The sequence below is a fragment of the Plantibacter sp. CFBP 8804 genome (assembly GCF_014841225.1).
In the GTDB taxonomy this organism is placed as follows: Bacteria; Actinomycetota; Actinomycetes; order Actinomycetales; family Microbacteriaceae; genus Plantibacter; species Plantibacter auratus.
On record NZ_JACYTU010000004.1, the window covers coordinates 73,416 to 92,415 of the forward strand.

The following is a 19,000-nucleotide window of genomic DNA, read 5'->3' on the forward strand; positions in this document are numbered from 1 at the left end:
GCGGCCGCAGTCCGTCGCCAGCGCTCGGTTCATCGCTCACGACGTGCCCCCCGTCCCTTCGATCAGACGCCGGCGTGCCGGCATCCTCATCAGCCTATTCGTCACGTCGTGAGCGCCGCCCGCACCCGCGCGGCCAGCAGGGGAACCGTCTCCTCCTGGAACCAGGGGTTCTTGCTGCGCCAGCCGCGCGCGAGCGGCGACGGGTGCACGATCGGGAAGAGCGGGAGGTGGGTCTCCGCGGCACGGACGTTCTCCGTCAGGGTGCGACCGGCCCGCGGTCCGAGGTAGGCGCGCTGGGCGTAGGCGCCGATGAGGATCGTCAGGCGCACCTCGGTCAGCTGCTCGAGCAGGCGTGGATGCCAGCGCGGCGCGAAGTCGCGGCGCGGCGGCAGGTCGCCGCTCGCCCCCTTGCCCGGGAAGTAGAAGTCCATCGGGATGATCGCGACGTTCGCCGGGTCGTAAAACTCCTCGGGCGTCACACCCATCCAGGAGCGGAGGAGGACGCCGCTCGGGTCGTTCCACGGGATGCCCGACTCCTGCGCCAGACGACCAGGCGCCTGACTGATGATGAGCACGCGGGCCTCCGGAGAGGCGACGAAGAGCGGTTTCCAGCCGAGCTCGTGGGCCCAAGCGTTCGACTCGTGCGCGGCGACCTCGGCTCGGAGTCGATCGATCGGATGCATCCCTGCAGTCTCCCACCCGCCGCGCAATACAGTGAGGGGATGGACGACGACCAGCGGCGACGGCGACTCATCCCCGAGCCGGTGGACCGGTTCGCGACCGGCGAGGAGTACCCCGAGTACCGCGTCGACCTCGAGCGCATCCGGTTCTCCCCCTACTTCGCGCGGTTGTCCGCGGTGACGCAGGTCGTCTCGCCCTCCGGCGTCGGTCAGGTCGTCCACAACCGGCTCACGCACTCGATCAAGGTGACCGCGGTCGCGCGCGCGATCGCCATGCAGCTCACCACGACCGATCCCGAGCAGAACGCCATCGTCGAGCGACTCGGCGGCTGCGACCCGGTCGTGGTGCAGGCCGCCGCCTCCGCCCACGACCTCGGCCACCCACCGTTCGGCCACCTCGGTGAGCAGGTCCTCGACCGCCTGGCACGTGAGCGGCTCGGCCTCGCGGAGGGCTTCGAGGGCAACGCGCAGTCGTTCCGCATCCTCTCCGCACTCGACGTGTGCGAGACGGTGAAGGAGGGCCTCAACCTCACGGCCGCTTCCCGCGCCGCAGTGCTCAAGTACCCCTGGGGCCGCACCATCCACCGCCCCGACCTCGACCCGGCAGACCCCACCCGCATGCCTCGCGGGTCAACCGCCAGCCGCTGGGAGACCGCGCCGCCGAAGTTCTCCGCGTACACGCTCGACCTCGACGACATGCTCGACGCCCGCAGCGCATTCACCGCGATCGCGCCCTGGCAGCAGACCGTCGAGTGCTCCGTGATGGACGTCGCCGACGACATCGCCTACTCCCTGCACGACCTCGACGACTTCTACCGGGCCGGCGTCCTGCAGCAGGCGGCGGTGGCGGTCGAGTTCCGCACCTTCCTCCGCGATCAGCACACCCTCGCCGCGCTCGACGCCGACGAACTCTGGAACCGCGCACCCGGCCACTCGCTCGAGCTGTTGCGCCGGCGGATCGTCTCACGCGACCCGTGGATCGCCAGCGACGAACACTTCCGGGCGTCGGTCCAGCGGGTCGCCACCGAACTCGTCGAAGGACTCCTCGCCGTGCCCTTCGACGGTTCCAGCCGAACCGAACGCGCCATCGAATCGTTCGTGTCGTCCTGGATCGGTCGCCTCCAGCGCTCCGTCCTCGTCGTCGAGGAGCCGAACGTGCGCTCCGGGCACGTGTCGCTCCTGCCCGAGGCGTGGCACGACGTCACCGTGCTGAAATTCGTCCACACCCGGTTCGTCATCGACCGGCCGGACTTCGCCACCTACCAGCGAGGCCAGTCGCGGGTGCTCGACGTGCTCGTCACCGAACTGGACAGCTGGCTCGATGACCCCCGTGACGGCCCGCGCGCCCCGCAGAAGCTCCTCGACTTCGTCGAACTCGCCACCGACGGCTACTTCCGACTCCGGGCGGACAACCCCGACTGGCTCCCGGCAGACCCCGAGTCCGACAGTGGCCGCCCGCAGAGCGACCCACGCGCCCTGGGGCGCCTCGGTCGGGCGCGCGGCATCCTCGACTACGTCGCGTCGCTGACCGACGAACAGGCGACGGCGCTCGCCGCCAGACTGCGCGGGGACCGCGAGGCCTGGGCCTTCGGCAGCTGAGCGCAGCCTGAACGCCGACCCGGTTCTGGGCGATACCCGACGCATTTCGGATAGGTCAGAGCGGGGGATCGCTAGAACATCTAGCGTTATCAACGGCGCCGGGAACCAGCCCGGAACCGAAACAGAACGGATGGCGCGCCTCATGGGAAACCTCCTCTACGGAACCCCTCCGACCCCGCACGAGATCGAAGACCGACTGCTCGCTCACCTGCAGACGGTCATCTTCACCAAGTTCCGACGCAACGAGAGCTTCGCGTTCCACCTCGAAGCCGTCCCCGGCCGTGGGACCGGACGTCAGTCGCTCTGGCTGAACCCGATGATCCCCCTCCAGTTCTCCTTCTACGGCAGCCGCGCCCCTGAGCTCAACCGTGAGTGGTTGGCCGCGCTCCTCGAGCAGGCCAACAGCGCCAAGGGCATGCGTGTCGTCCCTGAGCCGGCAGCCGGCGCCGCAAAACGCGTCGAGTCCGCGGCCTAGGTCCGAGCGTCCGCTTCGGCGGATCGATCAACGCAACGACGAGCTCCGGCCGTCGGGCATCTGTGAAACACCAGTTGGGGGTGGGACCGTGACGACCTGGTCTCCGAGCGCGCCCGACTTCCTCGACCTGGATGATGCGCGCACGACGGGCCGACTGCTCGACCGCACCGACATCGTCTTCGAGACCTCACACGTCAGCGCCGAGTCGGGTGGCGGCCTGTCACTCAGCCGTGTAGCCATCGCGCTGGACGTCGACGGCGACACCGTCCGCGTCCTCACCCGGCACATCGTCGCGTGGTCGCTCCGCGCCGAGGGTGGACTGATCGTCGTGACCGTCTGGTCCGAGCGGCCGACCGCCGTCCACGAGACGACGATCCTGCCGCGCTTCGCCAGCATCACGTCGTCCGCGATGACCGACGTCCTGGGCGCGGAGCACGGCTTCCTGCAAGGGACCGCCTGACATCGAGTGGACTGCTCCACGTCCGGACGCCCCCGTCGAGGGTGACAGTTCGGCACCGTCGTGAGATTCTATGAGCGATGAGCGAACACACGGGACCCGCCGAGCGGTCCGAGGTCGCAGGTCGCGACGTCGATGAGGCCCGCGACCTGTTCGCCGGTGCGTACAACGCCGGCGAGATGGTCATCGAGCCCACGGAATCGGAGTTCACCTTCCGGTACACCGCCATCGGCGACGACGAATTGACCCTGCGCGGCACCCAGTTCGACGGCCATGTCACGGGTACGGTCCTGACACAGGGCGAGTACATCGTCTCGTGGTTGACCGCGGGTAGTGGAGCCACCGACCTCGCCGGCGACCCGGTGCGTCTCGTCCATGGGCAGCCGGCCATGTTCGCGAACAACCGGCTCGCCGAATTCGACTTCACGGACTACCGGCAGAACCTCATGCACTTCGACGGGAGCTTCCTCGAGCGGGTGGCCGGCGAGGTGGAGGGTACGAGCGGCCCGATCCTCTTCGACACGACAGCCCGACCGACCGGTGAGCAGCTCCGCCGGTGGGCCGCTTCGGTGACGTCCGTCGCCCGGGTCATCTATGACGACACGAGTCCAGCGCTCCTGCGGGCCGAGGTGAACCGTGCGGCGGCGGTCGCGCTCCTGGAGACCTTCCCGCACACCGCGCTCCACGCACCGGTCGAGATCGGGGTACCGAACGGCGGGAAGACCCGCGCCGCCGTCGAGTTCATGATCGCCAACGCGCACCTCCCCATCCGCACCGAGGACGTGGCGGAGGCGACCGGCATGAGTCAGCGCAGTCTGCAGAGTGCCTTCCGCAAGGAGCACGACATCACGGCGATCGACTACCTCAGACGCGTCCGACTCGACCGGGTGCAGGAGGAGCTTCGCAAAGCCGACCCAGGGCGTGCCACGGTCGCCGAGATCGCCAACCGATGGGGGTTCGCCCACCTCGGACGCTTCTCCGCCTCGTACACCAACCGCTTCGGCGAGTATCCGAGCACGACGCTCGGTTCGTAGCCGTCGAGGACGGTCGGGTCAGAACTCGCCGAACTCGTCGTATTCGTCGAGACCGGACAGGGTTCCCGTCTCGATCGTGGGGACGATCTCCAGGGCACGGTTCGCGAACGACTCCACCGTGATGTGCAGGCCAGGGCTGGCGAGCACGTCGATGGTCCGGTCGGAGGAGAGCGGCACCCGGACGAATCGGCCACCGGCTTGGACGGCGGATTCGATCTCGGACATGAGCGCAGGCAGATCGACACCCGGTTCGATGTCGTAGGTGGCACGGCCGATGGCGATGCTGTACTGCATGACCATCACCTCCGAGCTCGGGTTGTTGATGCCAGCGTAGGGAACGGTCCTGAGGATGGCGGTGGGTTGACCAAGGCGGCGACTCATGCAGGGGGGTGTCGCCTCAGTCTTCCTCCTGGGCGGCGAAACTGCGCAGCACGGATGCGACGAATGCGAGCTCCCCGTCACCTGTGGCGACGCTGTTCATGAACGCCTCCGCTGCATCCACGTCGAAACCGTGGCTGAGCCGGATGCCGTTTACGCCGAGGAACACCCACGCAGACGCCCAAGCAGTGCGCTTGTTTCCGTCGACGAAAGCATGATTGCGAGCTATGGAGTGCAGTAGGGCTGCCGCTTTGAGGAAGTTGTCCGGGTAGGCGTCGAGTCCGAAAACAGTGCTCTGCGGCCGGGCGACTGCAGCGTCGAGAAGTCCGAAATCCCGGACGGCAGGCTGGTGGCCGAGCGCGGCGGCGCTGGCCGTGAGGACATCCTCGCGGTCGAGGAAGTACGCGGTCACGCGAGGCGCGCGTTGAGCTCGGCCGAGGTCGCCGCGACCTCCTGCGCGAGCTGGGCGATCATCCGCTTCCGGTCGTTCGCCGCAGCCAATGCAGCATCGTGCACGAACACCTTCAGGGAGGTCTCCGTACTTGAGGCGGATGCGCGGAGCTGCTCGAGTTCCGCGTCGGTGAAGGTCACGTTGAGTGCCGGCATGGATCGATGATAGCTCGTTGGTACCTGAACTGGTACCCGCTATCGCGCGCGGTCGACGCGGGTCTCCTCCCAGACGGGCTCGTCGGAGGCCTGCACCCGGCCGTCGGAGCCGAAGACGAGGAAGCGGTCGAAGCCGCGCGCGAACCAGCGGTCGTGGGTGACCGCGATCACGGTGCCCTCGAAACCCGCCAGGCCCTGCTCGAGCGCCTCCGCCGAGACGAGGTCGAGGTTGTCGGTCGGCTCATCGAGCAGCAGCAGTGTGGCACCGGAGAGTTCGAGCAGGAGGATCTGCAGGCGCGCCTGCTGTCCGCCCGAGAGGGATTCGAACGACTGCTCGGCCGCACCCGCCAGCCCGTAGCGGTCCAGCACGCGGCTGGCGGCCTCGCGGGGGAGACCCGACCGGTGCTCGTCCCCGCGGTGCAGGATGTCGAGCAGGGTCCGGCCGACGAGTTCGGGGTGCCGGTGCGACTGCGCGAACCACCCCGGCTGCACGCGCGCGCCGAGCTTGGCATGGCCGTCGTGCTCGACGGGGACGAGCGCGTCGCCCGCTGCGGCGAGGTGCCCCGCGCCAGGATCGGGATCCGTCCCACCGCCGGCGAGCAGCCGGAGGAAGTGCGACTTGCCCGAACCGTTCGAACCGAGGACGCCGATGCGCTCGCCGAACCAGATCTCCGCGTCGAACGGCTGCATGAGGCCGGTCAGTTCCAGCCCGGTGCAGACGATCGCGCGTCGGCCCGTGCGTGCGCCGCGGAGGCGCATCGTGACCTGCTGGTCCTTCGGCCGCTCCTCAGGCGGACCGGCCTCCTCGAACTTGGCGAGTCGGGTCTGCGCGGCGCGGTAGCGGGATGCCATGGAGTCGTTGAACTTGGCCTGCTCGCGCAGACGCAGGACGAGTGCACGGAGCTTCACGCGGTCCTCGTCCCAGCGCCGGCGGAGTTCGTCGAGTCGGTCGAGGCGGGCGTCGCGGGCCTCGTGGTAGCTGCGGAAGCTCGCGCCATGGGTCCACGTCGTGCTGCCGGCCGCGCCGACCTCGAGGGTGATGATGCGGGTCGCCGCTTGTGCCAGGAGCTCGCGGTCGTGCGAGACGAGGAGGACGGTCTTGCGGGTCTCGGCGAGCATGCCCTCGAGCCAGCGCTTCGTCGGGACGTCGAGGGAGTTGTCGGGCTCGTCGAGGAGGAGGACCTGCTCGGGGCCGCGGAACAGGGCTTCCAGGACGAGCCGCTTCTGCTCGCCGCCGGACAGCGTTCCGAGCGTCCGCCACTGCGCGCGGTCATAAGGCACCCCGAGTGCCGCCTCGCAGCAGCTGTCCCAGAGCACCTCCTGGTCGTACCCGCCGGCGTCGGCGTACTCGGCGAGTGTCGTCGCGTAGGCCATCTGCGTCGCCTCGACGTCGTCCTCCATGAGGGCCAGCTCGGCGCGGTCGACCGCCTCGGCCGCCGCACGGACCCGCGGAGGCGCGACCTGGACGAGGAGGTCACGGACCGTCCGGTCGTCGTCGCCGCGACCGACGAACTGGTCCATCACGCCGAGACCGCCGTCGATGGAGACGACCCCGGAGTCGGGCAGGAGTTCGCCGCGGATGATCCGCAGGAGCGTCGTCTTGCCGGCGCCGTTCGCTCCGATGAGCGCTGCGATCGCCCCCTCGCCGACGCGGAACGAGACCTCGTCCAGCAGGGTCCGTCCGTCGCTCAGCGTGTAGCTGAGGTCGCTGACGTCGATGTAGCCCATGGTGCGCACTCCCCAGGGAGCCGATCGCTCCCGAACGGGCCCGCGCAGGTTCGCGCCGGGCCGCCCACCGCCTGGCGAGCCGACCAGTCTAGCCGCGCGGGTACGGCCGCGCGCAACCGCCGCTGCGCACAACTCCCGGTCACTGAGCTTGCCCGTTCACTGAGCCCGACTCCGGTCACTGAGCCCCCACCCGGTCGCTGAGCCCCACCCGGTCGCTGAGCCCCCACCCGGTCACTGAGCCCCCACCCCGGTCACTGAGCCCCACCCCGGTCACTGAGCCCCACCCCGGTCACTGAGCCCCACCCCGGTCACTGAGCCCCACCCCGGTCACTGAGCTTGTCGAAGTGCCACGACCGCCCTTCGACAAGCTCAGGGACCGGAGGAGGCCGGCTCAGGGACCGGAGAAGGTCGGCTCAGGGACCGGGGGAGTTGCGCGGCTCAGGCGAGCAAGGCCGCCATGTCACCGATCCACGTACGCACCGACGCGTCGTGCTCGTCGAACCAGTCGCCCTCGTAGCCACGCGGGACGCCTTCGACCACCATGACGAGCGCGAGGTACAGCGACCACAGGCGCGCGCGGGTCCGGGCGTCCTCATCGGGCAGGAGCTCGCGGCCGGACGTCTCGCGGTAGGCGCGGAGGAGTTCCGAGTCGGCGGCGACCGTCTCCGGCACGTCGGTGAAGAGCGCCAGGGAGACGAGGTCGGCGGTGGGGTCGGCCCAGTGCGCGCGCTCATGGTCGATGACGCCGGTCAGTTGGGCGGCCTCCGCCCCGTGTTCGGGCATGACGAGGAGGTTGCCCTCCCAGAGGTCGAAGTGGACGAGCGTCGGCTCCGTCACGCTGTCGAAGGCCGGCAGCGCGGTGTCGATCAGGTGTCGGATCTCGTCCGCCGCGACCGGGAGGTCGACCTCGAACCGCAGGGCATCGGCGAGGACGGCCTCCACGACGAGCCGGTAGGCGTCCGCGGCACTGGCCGCCTGAAGCTCCGGGCGGAAGGGGTAGCCGAATCGGTTCCCCTCGGCGAGGCCGGTCGCCGAATCGATGGACGCGGCCTCCGCCGGGATGTCGACGTCGTCTGGTTCCACGTGGAACGGCGTGCGACCCGCCTCGTGCAGACGGGCGAGCGTGCGGCCGAGGACGTCGCGGGCGAGGGGGACGGTCTCGGTGCTGTTCGCCGGCCGGCCGGTGAGCTCGGTCATCACGAGCGCGTCGCGTCCGTCGAGCGTCGCCTCGAAGACGATCTCCGGCTGCGGCACCTCCGCACGGCCGAGGATGCGGAGCGCGAGCGCCTCGGTCGCCATGAGGGACCGCTCGTAGGTGAGGCCGGCCGCGTCCGCGGGGGAGAGCTTCACGATGACGCGCTCGCCGCCGTCGAGTTCGACCGCTGCGACCTCGTTCGCCGTGCCTGCTCCGAGCATCGTGATGGTCGGGCTGCCGGGCTGCATCGCCGGTCGCTCGGCCGCCCAGTGCTCGGCGACCGCGATCATGGTGTCACTGGGGCGAGGGGTTCGGCTCATCCGCCCACGGTAGCGCGCCCTTCGCCCTTCGCCCTTCGCTCGCCGCTCGCCGCTGGCCCGCTCGCCGACTGCCCCTACCCCGGTCACCGAGCGCCCTACCCCGGTCACCGAGCCCCCCGCCCCGTTGCCGAGCCTCCCATCCGGTCACCGAGCTTGTCGAGGTGCGAAGCCCAGAGCGTTCACAACTCCTGCTGGAGTCGCGCGCGGCTCACACGGGGTGCGGGACCTCCTGGCGGGCGGCGTCGGTGGGCTCATCCTGCAGGAGTTGTGGACGACGGCGGGAGCGCTTCGCGGCGGTGGCCGCACCGATGATGACGATCAGGCCGAGCAGGGTGATGGCCGCACCGGCCCAGATCGGCGAGGTGTAGCCGAGGCCGGCGGTGATCGTGACGCCGCCGAACCAGGCGCCGAGCGCGTTGCCGAGGTTGAACGCGGCGATGTTCGCTCCCGAGGCGAGCGTGGGAGCGGCCGACGCGTACCGCATGACCCGCATCTGCAACGCGGGGACGGTCGCGAATCCGAAGCCGCCCATGAGGACGAGGGCGATCACGGTGGCGACGGGCGACTGTGCGGTCGCGGCGAAGGCGACCAGGATCACGGTCAGTACCGCGATGACGACGATGAGCGTCCGGTCGATGTTCCGGTCGGCCGCCTTGCCACCCACGATGTTGCCGACCAGGAGCCCGACGCCGAAGAGGATGAGGAGCCACGGCACCGTGGTCGAGGCGAAGCCGCTGACCTCCGTGAGCGTGTACGCGATGTAGGTGAACGCACCGAACATGCCGCCGTAGCCGAGGACCGTGACAGCGATCGAGAGCCAGACCTGGCCGGAGCGGAACGCGCGCAGCTCGGCGAGGAGCGACGCCGGGGCTTCGTCACGCTTCGGCTTCGGCACGAGTGCCAGGATGCCGATGAAGGCGACGACCCCGATCACCGTGATGGCCCAGAAGGTCGAGCGCCAGCCGAAGTGCTGGCCGAGCAGCGTGCCGAACGGGACGCCGAGCACGTTCGCCGCGGTGAGGCCGGTGAACATGATCGCGATCGCGCCGGCCTGTTTGTGGGCGGGGACCATCGCCGCCGCCAGGACCGAGCCGATACCGAAGAACGCTCCGTGGCTGAGGGCGGCGAGGATGCGGCCGGCGAGCATGATCTGGTAGTCGCCGGCGAGTGCGGAGACGAGGTTGCCGACGACGAAGAGCACCATCAGGGCCAGCAGGACGGGCTTCTTCGGCAGTCGGGTGACCGCCGCGGTGAGGGCGAGCGCCCCGACGACGACGGCCAGGGCGTAGCCGGAGATGAGCCAGCCGGCTGCGGCCTCCGAGACGCCGAAGTCGGCCGCCACCTCGGGCAACAGCCCCATGATGACGAACTCCGTGAGGCCGATGCCGAAGCCGCCGAGGGCGAGGGCGATGAGACCGAGTGGCATGACGATTCCTGCGATTCCTGGGGGTCGTGGGGAGAGTGCTGGTGGCCTGCAGCCGGGACGCGTACGCTGATAGTTGCAGACGCGCGATAGATATCGTTGCATGCGCTAGGTAATAGCGCAAGCAACTATGTGCGCCTGCAATCAATTGATCGATGTTCGAACCGAGGAGTCCCGATGGGCATCGCCGACGACGCTGTTGAGATCCGCGCGCAGGGGTGGCGGACGCTCGCCGCCCTGTACGGATCGATCGAGTCCGATCTGGAACGCGCGCTGCAGGCCGAGGCCCGGCTCTCCGTGGTCGAGTACACCGTGCTCGACGCCCTGGGGCGCCAGGACGGCTGGCACATGCGCATGCAGCAGCTCGCCCGCGCGACGGCCCTGTCGCCGAGCGCCACCACCCGGCTCGTCAACCGCCTCGAGGACCGCGCGCTCCTCACCCGCGTCCTGTGCGCCGACGATCGCCGAGGGGTCTACACCGAGCTCACGGCGGCCGGGAAGGCGCTGCTCGAGGAGGCCCGACCGGTGCACGATCGCGCCCTCGAGGAGTCGCTCACCACAGCCGAGTCGCTCCCGGAACTCGCGCCGCTCGTGGAGGCGATCCACCGGCTGGAGCCCGTCGCCACCACCGTCTGACCGACCGGACCGTTCTCAGGAGAACTCCGGCGCGTCGCCCGGGGAGCAGGGCGGCGTGCCAGAGGAGTCCTGAGACAAGGACGTCCGCGTCGCAGAACGGTGCACGCGCGCGTCGGTGGGTGATGCCATGCTGAGTCGTCCGACTCGAGGGAGCACGATGAGCGCCGCAGCACCGAACACCCGTGTCACCGCGCTCGTCGCGCCAGGGTCCGGCAGGGTGCTGGGCGCCTATCTCGGTGCCGCGCTCATCTGGGGTGCCAGCTTCCTCTTCATGAAGACCGGCCTGACCGGGCTCGCTCCGGCGCAGGTCGCCCTGTCCCGCGTGGTGCTCGGTGCCCTGACGCTCTGCATCATCATGCTCGTCACCCGACGCCGCTGGCCGCGAGAGCGTCGGCTCTGGGCGCACCTCGCCGTCGTCTCCGTCTTCCTCTGCGTCGCCCCGTTCCTCCTGTTCTCCTGGGCGGGACAGTTCCTGCCGTCCGGCCTGTCGAGCATCCTCAACGCGACCACGCCGATCATGACGCTCGCCGTCGGCGCCGTGTTCCTCCCGAAGGAACGGCTGAACGGCCTGCAGGTGTTCGGCATCTTCGTCGGCGCCCTCGGCGTCGCGATCGTCGTCGGCCCCTGGCGCGTCCTGGCCGACCCGGCGATCCTCGAGTCCATCCCGGCTCAGCTCGCCTGCCTCGGCGCGACCCTCTGCTACGGCATCGCCTTCGTCTACCTCCGGAAGTTCGTCCTCGGCACCCACAGCTACGACGCGGTCGTCATCTCGGCCGTGGAGATTTCGCTCGCCGCCGTCATCATGCTCGTGCTCTCGCCGTTCATCGCGATGCAGCCGGTGTCGCTCGACGCCCCGGTCGTCCTCAGCATGCTCGCCCTGGGAGCACTCGGTACCGGCGTCGCCTACATCTGGATGACGACGATCGTCGACTCCTGGGGCCCGACGGCGGCGTCGACCGTCACCTACCTCACGCCCCTGGTCGGTGTCGTCCTCGGCATCCTCGTGCTCGGTGAGATCCTGCACTGGAACGAGCCGGTCGGCGGCGTGATCGTCGTGCTCGGCATCCTCGTGAGCCAGGGCCGGCTCCGGCTCCGGCGGCGCACGCCCCCACTCTCGGCATAGGGTGGCTGGACGGCCGCGCGCTGACGGTCGCGGCCCTTCCCACGGAACGAGGTTTCACATGCGCATCGCATCCGGGCAGTTCTCCGCCGGAACGGACATCGACGAGAACCTCGCCAGCGTGGTCGCCCTGCTCGGTGAGGCCGCGGCGGGTGGCGCCGAACTGCTCGTGCTGCCGGAGATGAGCAGCTACGCCACCTCGGAGCCGCCGAGCGCGCTCGCCGCGATCGCCCAACCACTCGACGGACCCTTCATCACGGGTGTCGCCGCCGCAGCCGCCGCGCGCTCCCTCCCGACGGTCGTCGGCACCATCGAGGAGAACCCCGGCGGGTTGCCCTACAACACGCTCGTGGCGATCGACGCCGAGGGGGACATCACTGCGACGTACCGGAAGGTGCACCTCTACGACGCCTTCGGGTACGCGGAGAGCGACGGCATCTCGGCCGGCGAGCTCACCGAACCGTTCGTCCTCGAGCTCGGCGACCTCCGCATCGGTGCCTTCACCTGCTACGACCTCCGCTTCCCGGAGAGCGCGCGGCGTCTCATCGACGCCGGCGCCAACGTCATCCTGCTGCCCGCGATGTGGATCGTCGGCCCCGGCAAGGAGGACGCCTGGACGACCCTCGTGCGCGCCCGGGCCATCGAGAACACCGCCTACGTCGTGAGCGCCAACCAGACCGGCCCGCTCGCCACCGGGAACTCGATCATCGTCGACCCGGCCGGCGTCGTCATCGCCGCCGCCGGCGAGGCGCCCGGGGTGGTCTTCGCCGAGCTCGATCCGGCGCGACTCGACGCCGTCCGTGCGCGGGTGCCCTCGCTCGCCAACCGCCGGTTCACCGTGGTCCCGCGGACCGCCGAATGAGCGTGGGCGAGCGCGTGAGCGACCCGGTCGGTCTCTCGGAGGTCGTCTCCATCACGCGCGACCTCATCCGGATCGACACCTCGAACTACGGCGGCGGGCGTGCCGTCGGCGAGTCCCGCGCGGCCGACCTCGTCGAACGCCTGCTCGGTGAGGTCGGGATCGTGTGCGAGCGCTTCGAGGCCGAGCCCGGCAGGACGAACCTCGTCGCGCGGTGGCCAGGTCGCGACCGCACCCTGCCCGGCCTCCTGCTGCACGGGCACCTCGACGTCGTCCCGGTCGACGCGGCAGCATGGACGGTCGACCCGTTCGGCGGCGAGATCGCCGACGGCATGCTGTGGGGCCGCGGCGCCGTCGACATGAAGAACATGGTGGCGATGATCGTCGCGTCGGTCCGGCGCATGGTGACGGCGGGGGAGCAGCCCGAGCGAGACGTCGTCCTGGCGTTCTTCGCCGATGAGGAGGCCGGGTGCGTCCTCGGTTCGCAGTGGATGGTGGAGCACCACCCGGAGCAGTTCGCCGGCGTCCGCGACGCGATCAGCGAGGGCGGCGGGTACAGCGTCACCCTCGGCGAACGAGCCGACACCCGCGCCTACCTGCTCAACACCGGCGAGAAGGGCGTGCTCTGGTTGCGACTGACCGCCCACGGTGCCGCCGGTCACGCCTCGCTCGCGAGTCAGGATTCGGCGATCGTCAAGCTCGCCGCCGCGGTCGGCCGGATCGGCGCGCTCGACTGGCCGGTGTCGTTCACCGAGACCACGACGCACCTGTTCCAGCGGCTGCGTGAACTGACCGGAGCGTCCTCCGAGCTGTCGCCGTTCGAACTCGCCGCGCTCGTCGGCCCGAGTGCGTCGCGGCTGCGCGCCGGCCTGCAGAACGTGGCGAACGTCACCATGATCTCCGGCGGGTACAAGGAGAACGTGATCCCCGAGTCCGCGACCGCGACGGTCGACGCCCGGTTCCTGCCCGGCCAGCGGGACGAGGTCATCGCGCGCATCCGCGAGGCGGCGGGCGAGGGGGTCGACGTCGAGGTTCAGCTGGAACTCATCGCGATGGAGTCGCCGAACGACGGTGAGCTCGTCTCGGTGATCGAAGCGGTCATCGAGCGGCACGATCCCGGTGCGACCGTGCTCCCGCACCTCATCCCCGGCGGCACCGACGCGAAGGCGCTCAGCCGACTCGGCATCACGGGGTACGGGTTCATCCCGCTCCGGCTGCCGGCGGACTTCGACTTCCCCGGGATGTTCCACGGTGTCGACGAACGCGTGCCGCTCGACGCGCTCGACTTCGGCTGCGCGGTGCTCACGGACATCATCCGCTCGGCCTGAGCTGACGCATGCCGGTCCCTGAGCCTGTCGAAGGGCGGTGGCGGGCTCGGTCGGGGCACCCTTCGACAAGCTCAGGGACCGGCGCTTCGCTCAGGGACCGGCGCTTCGCTCAGGGACCGGCGCTTCGCTCAGGGACCGGCGCTTCGCTCAGGGACCGGGGGCCGACCGGTGTTCGGGTTCGCCGATCGGCCACCCGGAGACGGGTGGCACGGTGTTCTGGCGAGCTCGGGGTCCGGGAGTCTCGGCGGTACTAGCGTGCGGGTGGTGCAGGCGGAACAGGCGTCGGTGCCGTCGCGAACGGGCCGGAGAGCCTCGCCCACTGCAGCAGCATGATGGTCTTCGCGTCGATGATGTCGTCGCCGATGCGGGCGATCGCGTCGTCGATGTCGAGCTCGAGGAGTTCGATCTCCTCGCCCTCCTCGGCGAGTCCGCCCCAGTCGCCGCGACGCGCAGCGGGGTCGTACTCGGCAGCGTAGAAGTGCAGGCGCTCGGTCACGGAGCCAGGGCTCATGAAGGCGTCGAACACGTGCTGGACGGCCTCGACCGCGAACCCGGTCTCCTCCCGGGCTTCGCGGGCGACAGCCGTCTCGGGATCGTCGTCGTCGAGCAGGCCGGCGGCAGTCTCGATGAGCTCGCCGGTCAGGTGTCCGTTGACGTACGCCGGGTAGCGGAACTGCCTGGTGAGCAGGACCTTCCGGGAGTCACCGTGGTAGAGCAGGATGGTCGCACCGTTGCCGCGGTCGTAGGTCTCGCGCTGCTGCGTCGTCCAGGCGCCTGAGCGGTCCTGAACCCGCAGGGTCGTCCGGCGGAGGACGTGCCAGGCGGCGGCGACCAGTTCCACGTCGATCACCTGGACGCGCGGGTTGCCGGTGAGGTCGAGGCCGGTCCGGTGCAGGCCGGTGCGCCCGCGGGCGTCGGGGAGGTCTGCTCCGGGTTGCGGCTCCCGGACCGTCGTGGAATCGGCCATCCATCGAGTGTACGACCGCCTGCAAACGGCATGCCAGCGGGGTGTCCCGGGTGCTCCTCTCGGGTGAGCCCTGCTGTGCGCCGCGCCCGATCGTGAATGGCGACTGCTCTTCGGTTTTCGCGGGTTCTGCAACATACTGGTGGGAGCACCGGTCGCGGTCCACGGAGGACCCCCGTCGAAAGGCACTCGATGACGAGCAGCATTCCCGCCAGCAGCCCCGTCGCCAGCGGAGGCACCACGCCTTCAGCGCGGTCGGTCAGCTGGGTCGTGACCACCCAGGACGCACCCTGGCAGGAGCAGGAACCCCTCGGGTTCGGACGACTCGCGGGGATGCCGAACGTCATGGTCGACGTGACGAACCCGCAGCAGACCGTCGACGGAATCGGCGGATGCTTCAACGAACTCGGCTGGACGGCGCTGGGCCTCCTGCCCAAGGCGGACCGCGAGGGCATCCTGTCCGACCTCTTCACGCCGGGTGCCGGGCTCAACCTCTCGCTCTGCCGCATGCCCGTCGGCGCCAACGACTTCTCCACCGACTGGTACTCCTACGACGAGGTCGACGGCGACTTCGACCTCGAGCACTTCAGTATCGACCACGACCGCGCGACGCTCGTCCCCTTCATCCAGGCGGCGCAGCGGTACCAGGGCGACCTGCGTCTCTGGGCGTCGCCGTGGAGCCCGCCCACCTGGATGAAGACGAACGGGCACTACGCGGCCGCACGCCCATGGCCGGGGTCCGGCGTCGACAACGGCATCCGCGACGACCAGCTGGGCTCCGAGGGGACCGATCTGTTCATCCTCGAGGACCGCTACCTCGAGACCTACGCCCGGTACTTCGCCCGCTTCGTCGAGGCCTACGGCCAGGAGGGCATCCGCGTCGAGATGGTCATGCCGCAGAACGAGTTCAACTCGGCGCAGGTGTTCCCGAGCTGCGTGTGGACGGCCGAGGGGCTCGCGCGGTTCATCGCGGTCCTCGGGCCCGAGATGGACCGTCTCGGAGTGCGGGTCTTCCTCGGCACGCAGGAGCGGCCGCACGACGCGCAGATCGAGACCGTACTCCGGGATCCGGCTGCCGGCCCATGGGTCGCCGGAGTCGGATTCCAATGGGCGGGCAAGGGTGCGATCGCTGCCGTGCATCACGCCCACCCGGACCTCGCGTTGTACCAGACCGAGCAGGAATGCGGCGACGGCCGGAACGACTGGCGCTTCGTGCGGCACACCTGGGGACTCATGCGGCACTTCTTCACGAATGGTGCGCAGGCCTACACGTACTGGAACCTCGCGCTCACCGAGGGCGGGGTCAGCCGCTGGGGCTGGGCGCAGAACTCGCTCGTCGTCGTGGACCCCGAGACCCGGACCTTCCGATACACCCACGAGTACTTCCTCATGCGGCACCTGGGGCACTTCCTGCAGCCGGGGGCACAGCGTCTCGCGACGATGAGCTGGACCGGGCACGAGAACCTGCTCGCCTTCCGCAACCCGAACGGCGGCGTCGTGCTCGTGATGCAGAACGACCTCGGCGAACCGCTCCCGGTGCAGATCGTGGTGGGCGACGACGTCATCACGCCGACCCTGCCGGCAGACTCATTCGCGACGCTCGTCATCCCACCCGCCTGACCGTCGGTGCCGGAGCCACCCCTTGTGGGCGGTCGCCTCTGCGGCCTAGCCTCTCGCGTACCGGCACTGGCGACGGAGGACACATGGGCAGGCTCATCTACTCGGCGATCAGCTCGCTCGACGGCTACCTCGCCGATGAGGAGGGCCACTTCGACTGGAGCGCACCGGACGCCGAGGTGCACGCCTTCGTGAACGAGCTCTCCCGGCCGATCGGCACCTACCTGTTCGGCCGGCGGATGTACGAGATCATGACGTTCTGGGAGACGGCGGACGAGCTGCCGGACGAGCCCCGCGAGATCGCGGACTTCGCGGCTCTGTGGCTCGCTGCCGACAAGGTCGTGTACTCGACGTCGCTCGACGCGGTCTCGACGGCCCGGACGACGCTCGAGCGATCGTTCGATCCGGAGGCCGTGCGCCGGTGGAAGGCGGAATCGGACCGCGACCTCAGCGTCGGCGGCCCACACCTTGCAGCCGAGGCGATCGCCGCGGGGCTCGTCGACGAGGTGCAGTTGTTCCTCTCGCCGGTGATCGTCGGCGGCGGCTTGCGTGCACTGCCGGCCAACCTCCGGCGGCGTCTGGAACTCGTCGACGAGCGTCGCTTCGATGCCGGCGTCGTCCACCTCCGCTACACCGTCACCGGCGAGCCCGTCTGAGGTGAGGCAGTCTGTCGCGGGGATGCCCCGGGAGCGACCAGATGCCTCACCTCACGGATCAGACGGCCTCGAGGATGATCGCGGAGCCCTGGCCGCCGCCACCGCAGATGCCGGCGGCACCGATCGAACCCGAGCCGGCGGCGGCGAGGCGCCGGGCGAGGTGCCCGACGATCCGGGTGCCGGAGGCGCCGATCGGGTGACCGAGGGCGATCGCGCCGCCGTTCGCGTTGACGATCGCAGGATCGACCCCGAGTTCGTCGGTCGAGTGGACCGACACGGCGGCGAACGCCTCGTTGATCTCGACCGCTGCGAGGTCGCCCGTCGTGTGGGAGGTCTTCGCGAGGGCGGCGACGATCGCGTTCGACGGCTGGGCGTGCAGGCTCACATCGGGTCCGGCGACGAGCGCGTGCGCGACGACCCGGGCGATCGGGGTGAGTCCCCGGGCTGCAGCCGCCTCCTCGCTCATGAGCACGACCGCGGCCGCTCCGTCGGTGATCTGGGAGGAGTTGCCCGCGGTGATCGTGCCCTCGCCGCCGAACGCGGGACGCAGCCCGGCCAGCGACTCGGCGGTGGTGTCGGCGCGGAGTCCGTCGTCGGCGCTCACGACCGTCGGACCCTTGCGCCCCGGCACGGAGAAGGGTTCGATCTCCTCGGCCTGGACGTCCGCCGCTGCTGCGAGCCGCTGGTGCGACCCGGCCGCCCAGGCGTCCTGCTCCGGGCGTGCGATGCCGAGTGAGCCGTTGCGCTCTTCGGTGGACGAACCCATCGACCGGTGCTCGAATGCATCGGTCAGGCCGTCGTGATCGAGGGTGTCAACGAGCTCGATGGCGCCGTAGCGCTTGCCGGCGCGCGAGCCCGACCAGGCGTGCGGGGCGAGGCTCATCGACTCCTGGCCGAGCGCGACGACGACGTCGACCTCGCCGGCGTCGATGAGACGCGTGCCGGTGACGATCGCCTCCATGCCAGAGAGGCACACGGCGTTGACGGTGATGGCGGGGACGGTGAAGGGGATGTCGGCCCCGACGGCGGACTGCCGGGCGGGGTTCTGGCCGGCAGCGCCCTGCAGTACCTGGCCGGCGATGACCTGCTGCACGTCGGCGGCGTCGACTCCTGCCCGGGACAGGGCCGCGCGGATGGCGTGGGCGCCGAGCTCGGTGGCCGGCACGGACGCGAACGCCCCGTTGAACTTCACGAACGGGGTGCGGGCGTACCCGACGATGACGGTGCTCATGCGTGTGCCTCCTGAGGCGTGGCGGGTGCGGTCGGCACCTCGCCGGTGGTGGTGGGGTCGAGTTCGACGGAGAACTCCGCGCCCGTCAGGGTGCGCAGTTCGGCGACGCTCGTGTCGGGCGCGAAGGCCCGCAGGACGAGCGCCCCCTCGACGATATCGAAGACGGCGCGGTCGCTGACGATGCGGTCGACGACACCGACGCCGGTGAGTGGGAGATCGCACTGCTCGACGATCTTCGGGCTGCCGTCCTTCGCGACGTGCTCGGTGACGACCACCACCCGCGGGGTCCCGGCGACGAGGTCCATCGCACCGCCCATCCCCTTGACGAGCTTGCCCGGGATCGTCCAGTTCGCGAGGTCGCCCGCACCCGACACCTGCAGCGCGCCGAGGATGGCCAGCTGCACGTGACCGCCGCGGATCATGCCGAACGACATCGCGGAGTCGAAGTAGCTCCCGCCCTCGAGGAGCGTGACCGTCTGCTTCCCGGCGTTGATGAGGTCGGCGTCCTCCTCGCCCTCGATCGGGAACGGACCCATGCCGAGCAGGCCGTTCTCGCTCTGCAGCGTGACGTGGACCCCCGGCGGGACGTGGTTCGCGACGAGCGTGGGGATGCCGATGCCGAGGTTCACGTACTCGCCGTCGCGGAGTTCGGTCGCCGCGATCGCGGCCATGTCGTCTCTCGTCCACATGATGA

General features: G+C 70.0%; 20 protein-coding genes. 10 read left to right on the forward strand and 10 right to left on the reverse strand.

Annotation, left to right across the window (positions count from 1 at the left end; all coding sequences use genetic code 11):
• Positions 1 to 101 precede the first annotated feature (101 nt).
• Complete coding sequence (locus tag IFU11_RS10340; RefSeq protein WP_124767893.1) at positions 102 to 683, reverse strand: uracil-DNA glycosylase family protein; 582 nt, start codon at positions 681 to 683, stop codon at positions 102 to 104.
• A gap of 39 nt (positions 684 to 722) precedes the next feature.
• Between IFU11_RS10340 and IFU11_RS10345 the strand changes: the two genes are divergently transcribed.
• The 4 genes from IFU11_RS10345 (at position 723) to IFU11_RS10360 (ending at position 4,245) form a co-directional block, all read left to right on the forward strand.
• Positions 723 to 2,279, forward strand: a complete 1,557-nt coding sequence (locus tag IFU11_RS10345; RefSeq protein ID WP_124767894.1) for a deoxyguanosinetriphosphate triphosphohydrolase family protein — start codon at positions 723 to 725, stop codon at positions 2,277 to 2,279.
• A 142-nt stretch (positions 2,280 to 2,421) separates the two neighbouring features.
• Positions 2,422 to 2,754 carry a DUF7882 family protein gene (locus IFU11_RS10350; protein WP_079706140.1) on the forward strand — a complete coding sequence of 111 codons (333 nt, stop codon included), beginning with the start codon at positions 2,422 to 2,424 and terminating at the stop codon, positions 2,752 to 2,754.
• An 88-nt stretch (positions 2,755 to 2,842) separates the two neighbouring features.
• Entirely contained in the window at positions 2,843 to 3,214 is a 372-nt protein-coding gene (locus tag IFU11_RS10355) for a hypothetical protein (protein WP_137242871.1), read from the forward strand.
• Positions 3,215 to 3,291: 77 nt separating this feature from the next.
• Positions 3,292 to 4,245, forward strand: coding sequence for a helix-turn-helix transcriptional regulator (locus IFU11_RS10360; RefSeq protein WP_192018899.1), 954 nt, complete (start codon positions 3,292 to 3,294; stop codon positions 4,243 to 4,245).
• A gap of 18 nt (positions 4,246 to 4,263) precedes the next feature.
• On the opposite strand, the gene IFU11_RS10365 is transcribed toward IFU11_RS10360, so the two are convergent.
• The 6 genes from IFU11_RS10365 to IFU11_RS10390 form a co-directional block, all read right to left on the reverse strand.
• Complete coding sequence (locus IFU11_RS10365; protein ID WP_192018900.1) at positions 4,264 to 4,539, reverse strand: hypothetical protein; 276 nt, start codon at positions 4,537 to 4,539, stop codon at positions 4,264 to 4,266.
• A gap of 103 nt (positions 4,540 to 4,642) precedes the next feature.
• Positions 4,643 to 5,035, reverse strand: coding sequence for a type II toxin-antitoxin system death-on-curing family toxin (locus tag IFU11_RS10370; RefSeq protein ID WP_137242868.1), 393 nt, complete (start codon positions 5,033 to 5,035; stop codon positions 4,643 to 4,645).
• Positions 5,032 to 5,229 carry an antitoxin Phd gene (locus tag IFU11_RS10375; RefSeq protein WP_137242867.1) on the reverse strand — a complete coding sequence of 66 codons (198 nt, stop codon included), beginning with the start codon at positions 5,227 to 5,229 and terminating at the stop codon, positions 5,032 to 5,034. Before IFU11_RS10375 ends, IFU11_RS10370 begins: the two co-directional genes overlap by 4 nt.
• Before the next feature lie 39 nt (positions 5,230 to 5,268).
• Positions 5,269 to 6,957, reverse strand: coding sequence for an ABC-F family ATP-binding cassette domain-containing protein (locus IFU11_RS10380; RefSeq protein WP_192018901.1), 1,689 nt, complete (start codon positions 6,955 to 6,957; stop codon positions 5,269 to 5,271).
• 438 nt (positions 6,958 to 7,395) lie between these two features.
• Entirely contained in the window at positions 7,396 to 8,472 is a 1,077-nt protein-coding gene (locus IFU11_RS10385) for a phosphotransferase family protein (RefSeq protein ID WP_192018902.1), read from the reverse strand.
• Positions 8,473 to 8,680: 208 nt separating this feature from the next.
• Positions 8,681 to 9,898, reverse strand: a complete 1,218-nt coding sequence (locus tag IFU11_RS10390; protein WP_192018903.1) for an MFS transporter — start codon at positions 9,896 to 9,898, stop codon at positions 8,681 to 8,683.
• Between the two features lie 174 nt (positions 9,899 to 10,072).
• On the opposite strand from IFU11_RS10390, the gene IFU11_RS10395 reads away from it, so the two are divergent.
• The 4 genes from IFU11_RS10395 to IFU11_RS10410 all read left to right on the forward strand — a co-directional run bounded on the left by IFU11_RS10395 (position 10,073) and on the right by IFU11_RS10410 (position 13,838).
• Complete coding sequence (locus IFU11_RS10395; protein WP_137242863.1) at positions 10,073 to 10,531, forward strand: MarR family winged helix-turn-helix transcriptional regulator; 459 nt, start codon at positions 10,073 to 10,075, stop codon at positions 10,529 to 10,531.
• 157 nt (positions 10,532 to 10,688) lie between these two features.
• Positions 10,689 to 11,654, forward strand: a complete 966-nt coding sequence (locus tag IFU11_RS10400; protein WP_124767902.1) for a DMT family transporter — start codon at positions 10,689 to 10,691, stop codon at positions 11,652 to 11,654.
• 58 nt (positions 11,655 to 11,712) lie between these two features.
• Entirely contained in the window at positions 11,713 to 12,513 is an 801-nt protein-coding gene (locus IFU11_RS10405; protein WP_138945810.1) for a carbon-nitrogen hydrolase family protein, read from the forward strand.
• The gene (locus IFU11_RS10410; RefSeq protein WP_192018904.1) at positions 12,510 to 13,838 is read left to right on the forward strand and encodes a M20/M25/M40 family metallo-hydrolase; all 1,329 of its coding nucleotides are present in this window, start codon (positions 12,510 to 12,512) and stop codon (positions 13,836 to 13,838) included. The genes IFU11_RS10405 and IFU11_RS10410 overlap by 4 nt, the downstream gene beginning before the upstream one ends.
• 250 nt (positions 13,839 to 14,088) lie before the next feature.
• Here the strand turns inward: IFU11_RS10410 and IFU11_RS10415 are convergent, their stop codons facing one another.
• Positions 14,089 to 14,805 carry an NUDIX domain-containing protein gene (locus IFU11_RS10415; protein WP_192018905.1) on the reverse strand — a complete coding sequence of 239 codons (717 nt, stop codon included), beginning with the start codon at positions 14,803 to 14,805 and terminating at the stop codon, positions 14,089 to 14,091.
• Positions 14,806 to 14,994: 189 nt separating this feature from the next.
• On the opposite strand from IFU11_RS10415, the gene IFU11_RS10420 reads away from it, so the two are divergent.
• Positions 14,995 to 16,422 (forward strand): glycoside hydrolase family 30 protein, encoded by a 1,428-nt coding sequence (locus IFU11_RS10420; protein WP_192018906.1) that lies wholly within the window; start codon positions 14,995 to 14,997, stop codon positions 16,420 to 16,422.
• 83 nt (positions 16,423 to 16,505) lie between these two features.
• A complete protein-coding gene (locus tag IFU11_RS10425) occupies positions 16,506 to 17,075 on the forward strand; it encodes a dihydrofolate reductase family protein (RefSeq protein ID WP_192018907.1) in 570 nt (189 codons plus the stop codon).
• Between the two features lie 58 nt (positions 17,076 to 17,133).
• Here IFU11_RS10425 and IFU11_RS10430 read toward each other — a convergent pair whose 3' ends face one another.
• Both IFU11_RS10430 and IFU11_RS10435 read right to left on the reverse strand, forming a co-directional pair.
• Positions 17,134 to 18,306 (reverse strand): acetyl-CoA C-acyltransferase, encoded by a 1,173-nt coding sequence (locus tag IFU11_RS10430; protein WP_079704415.1) that lies wholly within the window; start codon positions 18,304 to 18,306, stop codon positions 17,134 to 17,136.
• Positions 18,303 to 18,995, reverse strand: a complete 693-nt coding sequence (locus IFU11_RS10435) for a CoA transferase subunit B (RefSeq protein WP_191939991.1) — start codon at positions 18,993 to 18,995, stop codon at positions 18,303 to 18,305. The genes IFU11_RS10430 and IFU11_RS10435 overlap by 4 nt, the downstream gene beginning before the upstream one ends.
• Positions 18,996 to 19,000: the final 5 nt, after the last annotated feature.

Bases quoted from the DNA above. Each gene is read 5' to 3' on its own strand.
- IFU11_RS10360 (WP_192018899.1), top strand. From the start codon at position 3,292: ATGAGCGAACACACGGGACCCGCCGAGCGGTCCGAGGTCGCAGGTCGC.
- IFU11_RS10395 (WP_137242863.1), top strand. From the start codon at position 10,073: ATGGGCATCGCCGACGACGCTGTTGAGATCCGCGCGCAGGGGTGGCGG.
- IFU11_RS10350 (WP_079706140.1), top strand. From the start codon at position 2,422: ATGGGAAACCTCCTCTACGGAACCCCTCCGACCCCGCACGAGATCGAA.
- IFU11_RS10375 (WP_137242867.1), bottom strand. From the start codon at position 5,229: ATGCCGGCACTCAACGTGACCTTCACCGACGCGGAACTCGAGCAGCTC.
- IFU11_RS10405 (WP_138945810.1), top strand. From the start codon at position 11,713: ATGCGCATCGCATCCGGGCAGTTCTCCGCCGGAACGGACATCGACGAG.
- IFU11_RS10425 (WP_192018907.1), top strand. From the start codon at position 16,506: ATGGGCAGGCTCATCTACTCGGCGATCAGCTCGCTCGACGGCTACCTC.
- IFU11_RS10390 (WP_192018903.1), bottom strand. From the start codon at position 9,898: ATGCCACTCGGTCTCATCGCCCTCGCCCTCGGCGGCTTCGGCATCGGC.
- IFU11_RS10400 (WP_124767902.1), top strand. From the start codon at position 10,689: ATGAGCGCCGCAGCACCGAACACCCGTGTCACCGCGCTCGTCGCGCCA.
- IFU11_RS10430 (WP_079704415.1), bottom strand. From the start codon at position 18,306: ATGAGCACCGTCATCGTCGGGTACGCCCGCACCCCGTTCGTGAAGTTC.
- IFU11_RS10415 (WP_192018905.1), bottom strand. From the start codon at position 14,805: ATGGCCGATTCCACGACGGTCCGGGAGCCGCAACCCGGAGCAGACCTC.
- IFU11_RS10385 (WP_192018902.1), bottom strand. From the start codon at position 8,472: ATGAGCCGAACCCCTCGCCCCAGTGACACCATGATCGCGGTCGCCGAG.
- IFU11_RS10365 (WP_192018900.1), bottom strand. From the start codon at position 4,539: ATGCAGTACAGCATCGCCATCGGCCGTGCCACCTACGACATCGAACCG.
- IFU11_RS10380 (WP_192018901.1), bottom strand. From the start codon at position 6,957: ATGGGCTACATCGACGTCAGCGACCTCAGCTACACGCTGAGCGACGGA.
- IFU11_RS10435 (WP_191939991.1), bottom strand. From the start codon at position 18,995: ATGTGGACGAGAGACGACATGGCCGCGATCGCGGCGACCGAACTCCGC.
- IFU11_RS10340 (WP_124767893.1), bottom strand. From the start codon at position 683: ATGCATCCGATCGATCGACTCCGAGCCGAGGTCGCCGCGCACGAGTCG.
- IFU11_RS10345 (WP_124767894.1), top strand. From the start codon at position 723: ATGGACGACGACCAGCGGCGACGGCGACTCATCCCCGAGCCGGTGGAC.
- IFU11_RS10420 (WP_192018906.1), top strand. From the start codon at position 14,995: ATGACGAGCAGCATTCCCGCCAGCAGCCCCGTCGCCAGCGGAGGCACC.
- IFU11_RS10410 (WP_192018904.1), top strand. From the start codon at position 12,510: ATGAGCGTGGGCGAGCGCGTGAGCGACCCGGTCGGTCTCTCGGAGGTC.